The organism is Tateyamaria sp. (assembly GCF_039940735.1).
In the GTDB taxonomy this organism is placed as follows: Bacteria; Pseudomonadota; Alphaproteobacteria; order Rhodobacterales; family Rhodobacteraceae; genus Tateyamaria.
Window position 1 is genome coordinate 12942 of sequence record NZ_JBDVGB010000047.1, and the last position, 14140, is coordinate 27081.

10 protein-coding genes are annotated in these 14140 nt (G+C 54.9%); 6 read left to right on the plus strand and 4 right to left on the minus strand.

The window, feature by feature from the left end; all coding sequences use genetic code 11:
• Window positions 1-436: 436 nt before the first annotated feature.
• Together ABJF76_RS08985 and ABJF76_RS08990 are read left to right on the plus strand one after the other, a co-directional pair.
• Window positions 437-1453: a replication initiator protein A gene (locus ABJF76_RS08985; RefSeq protein ID WP_348407242.1), complete on the plus strand. Its 1017-nt coding sequence runs from the start codon at window positions 437-439 to the stop codon at window positions 1451-1453.
• Window positions 1450-3330: a glycosyltransferase family 2 protein gene (locus ABJF76_RS08990; RefSeq protein WP_348407243.1), complete on the plus strand. Its 1881-nt coding sequence runs from the start codon at window positions 1450-1452 to the stop codon at window positions 3328-3330. The genes ABJF76_RS08985 and ABJF76_RS08990 overlap by 4 nt, the downstream gene beginning before the upstream one ends.
• 81 nt (window positions 3331-3411) lie before the next feature.
• On the opposite strand, the gene ABJF76_RS08995 is transcribed toward ABJF76_RS08990, so the two are convergent.
• Window positions 3412-4581 (minus strand): nucleotide sugar dehydrogenase, encoded by a 1170-nt coding sequence (locus ABJF76_RS08995; RefSeq protein ID WP_348336923.1) that lies wholly within the window; start codon window positions 4579-4581, stop codon window positions 3412-3414.
• Window positions 4582-4879: 298 nt separating this feature from the next.
• Here ABJF76_RS08995 and ABJF76_RS09000 point away from each other — a divergent pair, with 298 nt between their 5' ends.
• Window positions 4880-8971 carry a glycosyltransferase family 2 protein gene (locus tag ABJF76_RS09000; protein WP_348407244.1) on the plus strand — a complete coding sequence of 1364 codons (4092 nt, stop codon included), beginning with the start codon at window positions 4880-4882 and terminating at the stop codon, window positions 8969-8971.
• Here ABJF76_RS09000 and ABJF76_RS09005 read toward each other — a convergent pair whose 3' ends face one another.
• From ABJF76_RS09005 to glf, 3 genes are all read right to left on the minus strand, one after another.
• Window positions 8972-9607: a sulfotransferase family 2 domain-containing protein gene (locus ABJF76_RS09005; protein ID WP_348336996.1), complete on the minus strand. Its 636-nt coding sequence runs from the start codon at window positions 9605-9607 to the stop codon at window positions 8972-8974.
• 116 nt (window positions 9608-9723) lie between these two features.
• A complete protein-coding gene (locus ABJF76_RS09010; RefSeq protein WP_348336997.1) occupies window positions 9724-10584 on the minus strand; it encodes a sulfotransferase family 2 domain-containing protein in 861 nt (286 codons plus the stop codon).
• Window positions 10585-10608: 24 nt separating this feature from the next.
• Complete coding sequence (glf, locus tag ABJF76_RS09015) at window positions 10609-11757, minus strand: UDP-galactopyranose mutase (RefSeq protein WP_348336998.1); 1149 nt, start codon at window positions 11755-11757, stop codon at window positions 10609-10611.
• A 210-nt stretch (window positions 11758-11967) separates the two neighbouring features.
• On the opposite strand from glf, the gene ABJF76_RS09020 reads away from it, so the two are divergent.
• From ABJF76_RS09020 to ABJF76_RS09030, 3 genes are all read left to right on the plus strand, one after another.
• Entirely contained in the window at window positions 11968-12153 is a 186-nt protein-coding gene (locus ABJF76_RS09020) for a hypothetical protein (RefSeq protein WP_413822560.1), read from the plus strand.
• 1 nt (window position 12154) lies between these two features.
• Window positions 12155-12349: a hypothetical protein gene (locus ABJF76_RS09025; RefSeq protein WP_413822561.1), complete on the plus strand. Its 195-nt coding sequence runs from the start codon at window positions 12155-12157 to the stop codon at window positions 12347-12349.
• Window positions 12350-12398: 49 nt separating this feature from the next.
• On the plus strand, window positions 12399-14140 hold a 1742-nt coding region (locus ABJF76_RS09030), incomplete at its 3' end, for a M10 family metallopeptidase C-terminal domain-containing protein (RefSeq protein ID WP_348407246.1).

A 14140-nucleotide genomic window follows, 5' to 3' on the forward strand; every position in this document is an offset into this window, starting at 1 on the left:
GCCCTCATGTGCGTTGTTTTTGGCAGAATACGCAAAAACAACGCACATGAAACATAAATCGCATCTTCTTTCTGTTTTCTAAGCAAATTCCTTTGGTTTTTATGGGCAAATGCGGTGGTGTTGAGCGCTTGGGGCTTCTGATCTCAGTTATTTATCTGTTAATTGAATGTTAAGGATCTTGGGCTCTGAATAAATGGTTTTATATCAATAGTTTGCTTGTCTCATTTTCAATGTGGTGACTCTGAACCTCCGATAATGCGACTCTGAACCCACGCCCAAGTGACTCTGAACCCACGGTCATATCGCCCATGCTGCTAGACGCACCCTGTGGATATCTTTAGGGTCGGTGTCACTGAAACCCCGATCATGGAATCGGGGAAGATCGAGCAAAAATAACAAGCGACCAAGACGTCGCGACAGATGGACAGGACCTGTCATGGTCAAAAATGCGGTTGCAGGGGGGCTTTTGCCTGACCGATATCCCACAGCAGACTTTTTTGTTTGCGACTTCTTTGGTGCGGCACCAAAGGATGATCTGGGCACGATGGAGCATCCGATTTTTTCGCTTTCTACGCGGCCAGACAAACGTATCTTATCCTATGCCCATAACGATGCGCGGATCGAAGTTGTGCCCAGTGTGAAGGGGCGTGCGACGATCCATGACAAGGACATTCTGATTTATTGTGTCAGCCAATTGATGGCCGGGTTGAATGCGGGGCAGGCGGTAAGCCGTGTGCTGCATCTTAAGGCGCATGATCTGCTGGTGGCGACGAACCGTGACACCTCTGGTGACAGCTATCAGCGCTTGCGGGATGCGTTTGAACGTTTGGCAGGCACGCGCATCACCACCAACATCACCACCGGCGGGCTTGAGGCCACGCGCGGCTTTGGCCTGATCGAAAGTTGGGAGATCGTACGTCGTTCGCAGGCGGGGCGTATGATCAGCGTGACGGTGACCTTAAGCGAGTGGATTTTTCGTGCGGTGCTGGCCAAGTCGGTGCTGACATTAAGCCGGGATTATTTCCGCCTGCGCAAACCCCTAGAGCGGCGGGTGTATGAAGTGGCGCGCAAGCATTGCGGTCGCCAAGCGGAATGGAAGATCAGCATCGCCACCCTGCACAAGAAAGCGGGCAGTGCCGCCCCTGTGCGGGTGTTCCGTGCCGCCATCCGGCGCATGATTGCACAAGACCATTTGCCTGATTATGCCCTAAGTGAAGGTCCGGGGGATATTTTAATCGTGACCCGCCGGGCCGAAGTGATCCTGCCCGAGATGGCCGCGCCCAGCCCCAGCCCCGACGCACTTGAAGGCGCGCGCGCGCTGGCGCCAGGTGTCGATGTCTACGCATTGGTGGCGGAGTGGCAGGGGGTCTGGGTGGCTACGGGACGTCAACGCATTACAGATGCGGATCGGGCTTTTGTGGGGTGGGTGCGTAAACGGGCTGCACAGCCATGACACTGTCCACGCCGCCGCTGATTTCGCTTGTCGTGCCGGTTTACAATGTAGCCGAATATGTGGGCGATTGCATTGCATCGCTCAAGGCGCAGACTTTGACCGACTTCGAAGTGATCGTCATTGATGATGGGTCCACCGATGGCAGCGCGGATCAGTTGCGCCGTGCCATTGGGGATGACCCGCGCTTTCGTGTAATCCTTCAGCCTAATGCAGGGTTGTCGGGTGCGCGTAACACGGGCCTTGATCATGTCAGCGCCCCGGTCATCGGCTTTGTGGACAGTGATGACCGTGTGGCCCCGGATTATTTGTCTCAGATGTACACTGTGCTGGAGGACACCGGCGCGGACTGGGTCAGCTGTGGTATTTCCTTTTGCCCCAAGGGTGGTGAGGTTCGCACCCATACCGGTCTGCATGACGCTTGGGCGTTGGAAGACGGCGCCGCGCCCGAACGCCACGATCTGAGCAATTGGTGTGATGTGGTGCGCCATTTTCCTTCGGCGTGGAACAAGCTTTATCGCGCCAGCTTGATTGCCGGGCTGCGCTTTGATGTGGGCACGCTTTATGAGGACCACGCTTTTTTCTGGCAGGCGGCGGCGCGCACGGATCATTTGGTGCGGATCAATCACCCGCTTTATTTGCAGACCCAAGGGCGGGAAGGGCAAATCACGGCCGAGACGTCGGATGTCATTTTCCAACAGTTTGATGTGCTGGACCGGCTTGCGGGTTTGGCGAAAGGGCTTGATCGCCCGGGCCTTGATGCGGCTTTGCGCCGGATCGCCACGCGTTTGACTTTTGAACGCGGCGGACTGGTGCAAGACCGCGCCCGCCGCGCGCGTTTTGTGCGGCAGGCGCAAGATTGGATGGCGGCGCATGGTTTTGCGCCGGATTGTACGCTGTCTGTGCCGATCTGGTGGCAAGATCTGCTGACGGGCGCTGTGCCTGTCACGGTTGTTGTGCCCAGTGACGGGACCATGGCACCGTTGACAGAAACCCTATCAAGCCTTGCAGGGCAGACCCTATGTGAGGCCGAGATCCTGCTTGTGCCCGATGAAAGCCGTGCCATGGCCACAGCGCCAGAGCGTGCCGCGTTTTTTGCGGCGGCAGCTGTTCATCCCGGCGTGTCGGTTCTGAGCGGCGCGCAGGGTGTGCACGGCGCGCGCAACCGGGGGCTGGACATGGCCCGGGGGCGGTATGTTGTGTTTCTGGATGCTGGCGATCGGTTGCCTCCGCGGGCATTGGCCAATTGGGCGAGCCGGTTGAGTGTGGCGCAGGCTTCGGTTGGCTTTGGGGGCATGTATTTGGGTCCTGATGAAACCTTTCATTCAGGCCTACATCAGCGGGATGGAATCGCAGCTGTTCGGCTTGAGGATGAGGCCGGTTTTGTTCCGACCTTGGATGATGGGATAGAGGTGCATGGCCACCCGTCGGTTAAAATGTTCAACCGTGCCTTTTTACAACGCTACAGTTTGCAGTTTCCCAAAGGCGCATTGTCGAGCACGCTGTTTATGCTGGATGCTTTGGCCCAGTCCCAACGTGCGGTTTATTTGCCCTATTTCGGGGCTCGTATCGCCACCCGACCCGAGTGTCGCAAGCTGTGGCGCGGGCCCCTTACCGCTGAGGCGCTGTGGGAGGGTTTGATGGCGCAGGATACGATGCCGGGTCTGGCTGCGATGTCGCCTGCGCATAAGGCGCGTTTATGGGCGCGGATGATATGGGAAAAGATCAACTACGCCGATTTCCCGGATGTGCAGACGCGCGCGCAATTTGAAAAACAGGTGTTAGCCTTGTCTGCCCAAATGGACGCGTTGAATCAGGCACCGCTTGATCCCTTTATCGGCCCGCGAGTCCGGGGTTTGTTGGGGCTGAATGCGGGTTAGTGGATTGCGAAATTCGTGAATATTTTACATAACGTTGATTACAAGGTTAAGTGCATACCCTCGAAAACAGTCTCTAACCTATCAGTTTGCGCCGAATAGATCGCGGGTAAAGACCTTGTCGGACACATCCGCCAGTTCATCCGTTTCGCGGTTGGCCACGATCACATCAGCCATCGCCTTGAACGCGTCGAGGTCGCGCACCACTTCGGAGCCGAAGAAATCGGCGTCTTCAAGGGCGGGTTCATAGACGACCACTTGCACCCCTTTGGCCTTGATCCGCTTCATGATGCCTTGCACTGAACTTTGTCGGAAGTTGTCCGAGCCAGCCTTCATCACAAGACGGTAGATGCCGACGACTTTAGGGGCCTGTTTTAGGATCTGTTCCGCGACAAAATCCTTGCGGGTGCGGTTGGCCTCGACGATCGCGTGCATCAGGTTTTGCGGCACATCCGCATAGTTCGCCAACAGCTGTTTGGAATCTTTTGGCAGGCAATAACCGCCATAGCCAAAGGAAGGATTGTTGTAGTGATCGCCCACGCGTGGATCCATGCACACACCTTCGATAATCTGACGTGATTGCAGCCCGCTGGCCAACGCGTAACTGTCCAACTCGTTGAAATAAGCCACGCGCATTGCAAGAAAGGTGTTGGCAAAGAGCTTGATCGCTTCGGCTTCGGCAGCGCCGGTAAACAGGATCGGCACATCGCCGTCTTGGGCACCTTGCGCAAGCAGCGACGCGAATGTGTGGCCGCGTGGGCTGTCTTCGCCCACAATGATGCGCGAAGGATGCAGGTTGTCATGTAAAGCCCGCCCTTCACGCAGGAACTCGGGGCTGAAAATCACCTGTGTGGTGTTCATCTCGGCGCTGATGCGGTCGGTAAAGCCAACGGGGATTGTCGATTTGATCACAATGGTGGCGTCCGGGTTAATCGCGATGACTTGGGCGATCACGGCCTCGACGCTGGAGGTGTCAAAGAAGTTGGTCTGGGGGTCGTAATTGGTGGGCGTGGCGACAATGACAAATTCGGCATCCAGAAAGGCCGCCTTTGGGTCCAATGTGGCGGTCAGGTCCAGCGGTTTTTCGGCAAGGTACTGTTCAAGCTCGACATCGATGATCGGGCATTGACGGGCGTTCAACATTTCGACCCGTGATGCGTCCAGATCGATGGCGACAACTGTGTTGTGTTGCGCCAAAAGGACGGCATTTGACAGGCCAACATAGCCTATCCCGGCGACTGCAATTTTTGTCATGGCCCGCGTGTCTCCAGATGCTTGAGTGTTGAAAGATGCATAACGCGGGAGGGTTCGCTGGGCCATAGTCATTGTGTAGCGTACTATTGGCGCCTTATGGTGCTGAAATTGCAGGCGGCACCTTTGTTAATCCGTTACATTCGCGCATCCAAAGCAAGATTTTTGTGCAATTTTCAAAGTCTCGAACCCGGTTTCGGCAGAGGTGTTCCGCGATTGCCTGTAAAGGTCCATTGCATCCATATTCAAGTTTGTTCAAACAGCGCATAGTATTTTGGCATAGAATTTTGAGGAGACGGGTGTGCTGGCATTTAAGACGCAAGGCGGCGCAGAATTTGGGTTTGCCGTAGATTTTACAGAACACGCATTCGCCAATATGTCTTTTTTTGGAGCTGATCGCAAAAACATCCTGTTCCATATGTCGCTGCGCCAAACTACGGGTAAAGCTGCAGTGAACTTGCGTGCAGACGGGGTTTGGGGGGCTGAGATTCTGCATGATGTCAGCCTGGCACTCGTAGGCGACAAGGTTCTGATTAAGATTGATGACGCCCGTATTGTCGTATTTTTGAACGACTACGAGATTTGCGCTTTTGACGATGAGTTTCCGAATCTCGGCACCATTGAGTCTGTCAACTACAACGGCGGTATTACCCCTGCGAGCGTATTGATTGGCGGACCAGCCAATGAGGCGCGCATAGGCGAAGGCCAGTTGGCAATTGCTGGCTTTATGGATGTCGAAGGTTGGGGCGTCGATCCAGGTTTGCCCGATCAGGACGTTACAGTCATCGTGACAAACCTAGAAGAGCCAATACCGGTTACGCCTGTGGCCTATCCTGAGATTGCGCAACGATACCGTCAGTCCGACCCACACGTTGGCGTTTTTGCTAGCCTGCCTGGGCGCATCTGGGAAGGTGTCGAGGGTTCCGAAAAGCCGTTGCTGATTACTTTGTACTCGAATGGTATCCCGTGTGGGGATCCTTTGGAGCTGACGCGCAGTGTTCTGCTGCGACGTATCGAGGCACTTTGCGCGACTTCTGGGCCTTCAACATTCGATATGCTTTTGGCCGTTGAACACGTGCGCTTTGCCGATATCTTGGCTGAACTATCGGACGCGGCAAAGAGTGTTCTGATGGATGCCGCACAGCTGTATGGTGTGTCGGAATACTTGCTGCGCAATGATCTGGATACATCAGAAGCTGGCGCCGTGGAATTGGCCCCGGAACTCGAGGCAAAGGTGCACCCAAACCAAATGTTGCTGCGTACAGCGCAAAGCCGGTTTGGAATGCAAGTGGCGGCCAACACGCAAGACAAACCGCTTATCGAAATTCTGCAAAATGTGTTGAAAGATTTCCCTTTACCGCCACAGGTGGAAAAATCCCTGTTTTTGTCGCTCACCGAAGCATTCTGCACAGCGGACAGTTTTGAAGATTTGTACGCCTTTGTCCTCCCAAGGTTGTCTGAACCTTTCGCCCAAGAAAAAGAAGCCTGGCATAATTCCAGCATTCTACCGTTTCTGGTTATGGACAAGCGTTACAGCGACATGAAAGACCTGCTTTGGGCCCTTACGGAACCCGACGGGGGTTGGGTGGCGACACCCGCCGTTGCATGGGCGCTACAGTTCTCGTTGAAGGGCACTGATCTGAGGGCGAACGAAAAAACCATAGAAGAAATCGTCTATGTGTTCCAACAGTTCATCGAACGCCGATCAGGGCAGTATTGGGAATGCACCCCTTGCCAAGCGCTCACAGAAACGGCGGTGGTGCTGACGGTGAACGCAAGCCGGTTTGCCGACTACCTCAGAGACCAGATCCCGAATTTCGTATTGAAGAACTTTGGACTGTCGTCAACATTCTGGCGACTTTTGAACGAACGCGTTGCAACCGAAGGTTTCACGCCGCCGCCGCAAATGGTGCGTGCGGGTAAGAATTTCGAACGTCTTGCAAAAGCCAAGCCCGGCGATATCGAAACCATTACAGAGGCGCTGCGCCCGTTTCGTGACCTTGGGCATCGCGACACAACCAGATACATGCGTGAACTTGTGAACCCGGGCCTGCATGCGACTTCGGCCGCGCAGCTCGAAGATATGCTTTATGCCAACCCCAGCGACTATGACGATGCCGTTGTGCGTGCGGTTGCGGCACCCAACGCACCAGACGGTGCTGGCGCGCAAAACGTAACAGAGATCCGACACGCGGTTCAGCGGCTTTATACGAAAGTGCCGCGTTCGCCATATCTGGGCGTACAAGAGCGTTTGGGGCAATCATTGCCTGCCCTGATCCGGGGCACGGAAACGTCGCTTGGCATCACATTGCAGGATGTGATTTCCGATCTGACCCGCACATCTGTGCAACGCTCAAAATATATTGGTCTTGGGCTGACTTTGCGTATGATTCCGGCGTTGGAAGCACAGGGGAAAGACGACCTTGCCATGCGCATGCTATCGCATGTGGGCGAATTGCGGTCATCCGTCATTCCAACATCGCAACATCAGGACATGTTCAACAGTCCTGCTGTGCAATCCGCTTTGGCGGTACTGCATGCAATGGCGTCAGACAGTATGCCCCTTACGCGGTCGACCCTTAGTTTGTTTCCAAATGCCACGCCGGCCAAGATGGCACTCTCGGGCAATGGGGTGTCCAAACATGCGTTGGCACCTTTGTATAGCACACTTGTCGTTGTGTTTTCGTGCCGCCCCTTTTTGGACACCCGCGTCCAAGCCATGCGGGAAAGCTGGCTTGCGCAACTGGCAGATTACGGCGTTCCTTATGTTGTGGTTGTCGGGGATGGCGATGGCCAGAAGGACGGCGATGTTGTCTATCTTGATGCGCCCGACAGTTACGAAGGCCTGCCGCAAAAGACATTGGCCGCTATTGAGTGGGCGCTGAAGAATACCGACGCGACGCATATTTATAAAATCGACGATGACTGTGCCCTTGATCCGGCCACGTTCTTTGGCAACCTAAACTACCTTAAGCATGACTATTTCGGCAGGACCCTTCACCGCCATGTCGGTGGAATGAATCGGACCTGGCATTTTGAAAAGTCGGCCACCGAGCGAGGCACAAAGGAACTGGACAAATCCCCCGAGCCAACAACCTATTGTGATGGTGGGTCCGGCTATTTGCTAAGCCGCCGCACCATGCAGGCCGCCATCAACGCATCTCAAAAGCGCGAAGGGCAACAAATCATCCGCTCGTCGTTTATGGAAGACAAGCTTGTCGGCGATCTGTTGGCTTTGGAGGGGATCACCCCATCAAGCGAAGATTACCGCAGTTCTATACAACGCCGGACATATTCCGATGCGGTTCCGGTTTCGCTGTGGGAAAATAGTTTCCAACCCAGTCCGCTTAGCGGTGTGCATCTGGTACATCTAGACACACATAAGACCCAAGCCGAGGTGACAAAAGCATTCACAGAGCCGCGCCTTTGGCCGCGCAAGCTGTGGCCCACATATGCCAATATTTCCTTGGGCTTTAACACCAACCTACTTGAACTGGTCAGCCCAGAGGCCAAGCTGAAAAAGCTGAATGCGGAACCCGTGGCGGCTGTTGCCTGTATGCGCAACGAGATGTTCATGCTGCCCCACTTCCTTGCCCATTACCGCAAGCTGGGGGTCAAAGCCTTTTTGATTGCGGACAATTGTTCGGATGACGGAACGCTGGAATATCTTCTGGAACAACCCGATGTTGTGACGTTCTCTGCTGATACGAATTACGGAGAGTCAGAATACGGCGTTGCCTGGCAAATGACTTTGATCGCCAACCTTCGGGTCGGGCGCTGGTCCTTAATTGTGGACGCTGACGAGCTGTTGGTTTACCCAAATTGGAAACGAACCTCGTTACCCAAACTGCTGGAGGGCAAAACATTCAAAGACGTGGATGCCGCGCGGATCTATATGCTGGATATGTATCCGCAGGGTCCATTGAGTGAGGCGGATTTTGCCTCTGGGGATCCTTTCAAAGAAGCTGGTTTTGTGGATCAGACGCCCTTTTTGCGCGCAAATGTTGGGCGGGGTCCGTTTTCAAACAGCGACACTGTGACCAGCGCGTTGCGCCATCGTCTGCTGCCGTGGTCGCGCCCCGAACTGTTTGTGGCCCAAAAGTACGCCTTGTTGAAATACCAGCCTTGGATGCGCCCTTCGGCGGGGTTCCACTATGTGGGTGATATCAAACCAAGCGAGACCGAGCTGATCTTTGCCCACTTTAAATACACGGCCCAGTTCCGCCAAAAGGCACTGGACGAGGTCGCCCGTGGGCAGCATTTCAACAATGCCGAAGAATACCGCAAATATCTGGCTCTGATGTCAGAGGGGCGCGAAGTCATCTATGATGCGGACGTGTCCGTGCCTTGGGAAGACAGCGACCCCGTCAAGCGGATCATGTCAGGAAAATAACTACTCGCGCCGGGCTTTCGGGCCCGGCAGGGCGGTAGGATAATCGAATTCGGTGAAGTCGGCGGCGTAAAACTGCTGCACTCGGGTCACATCCGCGCGTTCCCATGTGACGTCATGTTGGAAGGATTGGCTGTTCATTTTGTGGGGCGTGATTTCGGGGACAGGTGCCCCGATCTTGTCCGCCACTTGTGCCAACATTGTCTCTAACCCGTCCTCAAGGCGGAACACTTCGACATCATTCCCGGTGAATTCCCACTGCGGGCGCATGTGATTATCAAGAACAAAGGGATCGCGTTTGACTTTGTTTAGTGACGTTTCAAGCCAATAGGGGAACTTTTGCACCGCCCCCCAGAACCCTTCCTGCTGTGCTTGGGCGCGCATGCGATACTCACTGGCAAGGCGTGCAAAGGGATTGCGCACGCTCATGAATGCATAGTCAAAAGACCCCGCCGCCAGCAGGGCTGTGATTTCTTTATATTGCAAATGTTGCGGGGTGCAGCGCAGGGCTGTGGGCTGTCCGATGGTGTGCAACTGCAGGGGCGCCAGCGTGCTCAGCCATGTTTCGATGCTAGTGCCGCCGGTCTTAGGCACATGGATGTAAAGGATGCGTTTGCCGTTCCAGTCGATAAGAGGCATCGGTAAAATAAATCCTTGTGACCAAAGCTGAAGGCCTCGGTATCAGTTGCGTCCCCCCGATAACAGGTCCGGATCATCCGAACGCGACCCTGAATGAGCCTGGCGCGGGGGTTGGGTTATTGATCATAGCCAAACGCTAGAAAATCGGCAGCGAAAATATGGCCGACGCGGCGACGCGTGTCTGGGGTGTCAAAGATAGCGCGGTCGCTTATCTGCTGGGTGTTGCGAGGTTTGGCTTCCAGTGCACCTTGTGGCGCCGGACGATCCAGACGTGCTGCGATGTTAGCAAAGAAGGTGGGCAGGTCTTCGCAACGCCCGATCAGGTCAGGGCAGAAAACGTCGGGCAAGATGTTTAACACCTGAGGGCGAAAATGACTGTCGACTGGCCGGGTGGCATGATGCGCTAGGTCTTGTTCCAGATAGGTCAGAAACCGTTCAAAGCCTTCGACAGTATAAGCGTGTTTGTCCCAATCAAACTGGGTCAAGGCACACATCCGAAGCCGTTCCGTCAGAAACCGATCGCTTTTCATGTCATGTGCGCGGCACAAATAGATAAAGCCCGAAAGCGCACGGGTAAAAGGATGCCGCACCGTCGTCAAACGCAAGGCGCGGGCAAGATAGCTACCAAAGTCCAATTCCGTCCCGCAATCACACACGCTTGAGAAAACGCGGGCCTTGTGCAGGCTGTGCCCGGCTTGGTCTTCGTTGATGGAATTTTCATCTCTGACAACGGCCTTCAGAGGGATTCCGAACGTCAAATGAAACAGAAAAAACAGCGTCGATGTGGTGCCAGTTTTCCCGTTTGGGCGAAAGCACCAAAGTCCCTGCGCATCCGTGAAGATATATCGCAGATATGTAATCGCCTCGGCTGGTTGTGCAAAGGTTTCAGGATGGGCCGCTTGGAACGATTTTACACGTGCCTTTGCCGCGGGCTGCGGCAGGACCTTTGTGTTAAAAACGGTCGGTTTTTGATCCATACTGCGTATCCTGCCGCGTTCTGATTAAAGCGGGGGTTTGACAAAGGCGGGCATGGCTGTGCCTGCATCCTGCGCCGCAAGAAACGCGTCGGCTGTGTCCATTGCCTCGCGGATGGTCACATCCATATCAAGGTAACGATAGGTGCCAAGGCGGCCGACAAACGTGACACCCGTCGTGTCTTCGGCCAGCTTGAGATAGTCACCCAACAGCGCTTTTTCTTTGACTTGACGGATCGGATAATAGGGGATGTCGTCGGGCGTGCAGGCGCGTGAAAATTCGCGGTAACACACCGTGCCTTCATGGTCTTCCCAAGGCGAGAAATGCTTGTGCTCGGTGATGCGCGTATAAGGCACGTCAACTTCGCCATAGTTCATGACCGCGCAGCCCTGATAGTCGCCCGTGGCCGAGAACTTTTCGAAGTCCAGCGTGCGATACCCAAGGCGGCCAAGCTGATAGTCGAAATAGCCATCAAGAGGCCCGGAATAGAACACGTGGTCATGGGCGTCGGCCATGGCGGGGTCAAACATGGTGTTCAGGGTTACGGTGATCGACGGGTGGTCAAGGATTGCGGCAATCATTGGGGTGTAGCCGTTTTCCGGCATGCCTTGAAAACGGTGGAAGAAATAGTTGTCGTCATAGTTGAAGCGCACGGGCAAGCGTTTCAGGATCGAGGCAGGCAATTCGCTGGGCTGCACGCCCCATTGCTTGATGGTGTAACCCTTAAAGAATGCATCATAGAGATCGGGGCCCACAAAGCGCAGGGCTTGTTCTTCGAAGGTTTGGGGGTCCGTGATAGTGCTGTCTGCGATGTCGTTCTGGATGAAATCACGCGCCTCGTCGGGGCGCATGGTTTTGCCATAGTACTGGTTGATGGTGTGCAGGTTGATGGGCAGGGAAAAGACCTGTTTCTGCGACGTGGTTTTGACCCGGTTTTTATACGGCATGAAGGTGGTGAAGCTGTTGACGTAATTCCAGACGTCTTCGTCATCGGTGTGAAAAATATGGGGGCCATAAACATGGACCATCACGCCAGTGTCGGCGTCACGTTCGGTGTGGCAATTGCCCCCGATATGGTCGCGGCCATCGATGATGGTGATCTGGTGACCGGCTTCGGCCAATGTACGCCCAATCACAGCGCCAGATAGACCTGCGCCAACAAGCAAAATGTTCATCTACAAACCCTTTCAATGTGTTGTGTTCTTGTGTCACCCCGCCTCGTTACTGGCAAGCTAACTCCTGTAGCGCCACCTTGGCCGGGCTGGTGGCTTTCCGCTAAGTTCGTAAGCCACATTGCTTTGGTCTAATATTTGCCAAACTTATCCACTATAAGTAGTGCCATGATGAAAGCGTACTTTGCAATTTGCGTCTGTGTGGGGGCGATGATGATGACTATTTCCGCTGCGCAAGCAAGCAACCCCGCACGTCAAATCATCCGCGTCGCCTGCCCCGTTTCAACCCCGGACGTGCCGCGTGCGCAGATGCAAAGCCTGTGCCTGCATATGGTGCAATCCTTGTCGCAACTTGCGCCGGGTGCCTATGACGGCCCCTGCCCCCAAAAAGGTCGGTGACATGTTGGTGCGTCTGGACATTCGGAATGGAACAATCGCGTTGTGGTGGCAAACTGGCCCGCAAAGCGTATTATATAACGGCCCCGCTCAGGACTTTGATCTCACTCTGTTGCAGGCTGGTCCCGCAGCACATCGCGCGGCCATGGATGACTTAGTCGCAGGAACAGGCGCAATGATTGCCGCACTACCAAAGTAAAACACCCCACGCGTCTTGACCCGCCGCAACAGTAAGAAGGACTGCCGCTATGTGTACGGTATGTATGATGACCCAAACGTTTGATCCTGCCCGCCATCCAAATGGAGATCCGGTGTTCAGCGCGATCACAGAAGGGTCGGATGCTGCCGAGACCACGAACACAGCATACACCATCTCTGTGGGCGATACATTCAACGGCACCATTAGCTCGATCAGCGATGAAGACTGGGTGCGCATTTCTCTCACCGAGGGAGAGACCTATTCGATCTCCTTGGACGGGCTGACGCTTTCTGATCCTCTTGTACGGATTTACGATGCATCGGGTCGCGAATTGGCCCGAAACGATGATGCCAATGAGTCGTTAGATTCCGAGCTGATATTCACCGCAAGCTCTAGCGGAACCTTTTACATCGAGGCAGATGCCTTTTCTTTCGAAACTGGAACCTACAGGTTGAGCGTGACCGAAACAGCCCCACCGGAACCGGCTGTTGAGGGGTCGTTGGATGACCTCGCGCTGCAACTGACCGAAGGATTTTGGGGCGGATCAGAACTTACATTTAACACCAGCACTTCAAACGAGATCACCGTGAACCTTGATGGGTTGACCGCGGCTGGCCAGCAGCTTGCCCGGTGGGCGATGGAAGCGTGGGAAATGGTGGTCGATCTCGACTTTGTCGAAGTTGCCAACGGTGAGATGATCACTATGGACGACGAAGATGGCGGTGCGTTCGCTTATGCGCCAAACACTGGGTCAACCAGTATCCTAGACGGTGATCGCACCACGGGGGTGGAATTGAACGTCGCGGAAAGTTGGCTGGACGACAACGGCACCACGCTTGATAGCTATTCTTTCCTGACCTATGTGCACGAAATTGGGCACGCCATTGGATTGGGTCATCAGGGCAATTACAACGGCAATGCATCCTATGGCCGCGACAACGCGTTTTTAAATGACAGTTGGCAGCTGTCTGTCATGTCCTACTTCAGCCAGACAGAGAACACCCATATTAATGCCGCCTTTGCTTATCCGGCCGGGGCGATGATGGCGGATATTCTTGCCGTTCAGAATCTCTATGGCGCGCCAGACGCCAATTCGGCTACTGCAGGCGCCACCACCTACGGCGAAGGGTCTAATCTGGGCAATTATCTGGACGAGGTGTTCGATTGGTTGGCCACAGGGGCAACATCCGCCAATCTGGATGGCAATCTGATGGCCTTTACGGTCTATGATCGCGATGGCGAAGACACGTTTGAGTTCGGATTCCTAACAAGTGCGGCCCGGCTGGACATGCGTGACGCGCAGCTTTCGGATTTGGCAGGGTTCAATGGCATTCTTGGAATCGCGCGCGGCACCTTGATCGAGAATGCAGTTCTAGGCACTGGCAATGACAGGGTGACAGGCAATGTTGCAGACAACATCATCACTGCAGGTGCAGGCAACGATAGCATTAACGGCAGCCAAGGCGCCGACATCCTTTTAGGGCAAAACGGCGCGGACCATCTGGATGGCGGTCTTGATGCAGACAGTGTTCTTGGTGGAAACGGCGATGACATGATCCTTGGCGGCAGCGGCTTTGACACGCTGCTCGGCGGCAATGGTGACGACACTGTGGTTGGGGGCAACGGTCGGGATTCCGTCTTTTTGGGCGGAGGCGATGACCTGTTTGTCGACAACACTCAAAGCGGCGCAAATGGCGCTGACACTGTTCTCGCCAATGCCGGCAACGATACCATTGACGGCGGTGCGGGCGATGACCGCTTTGAAGGACAAAACGGCAGTGACCTGCTGCT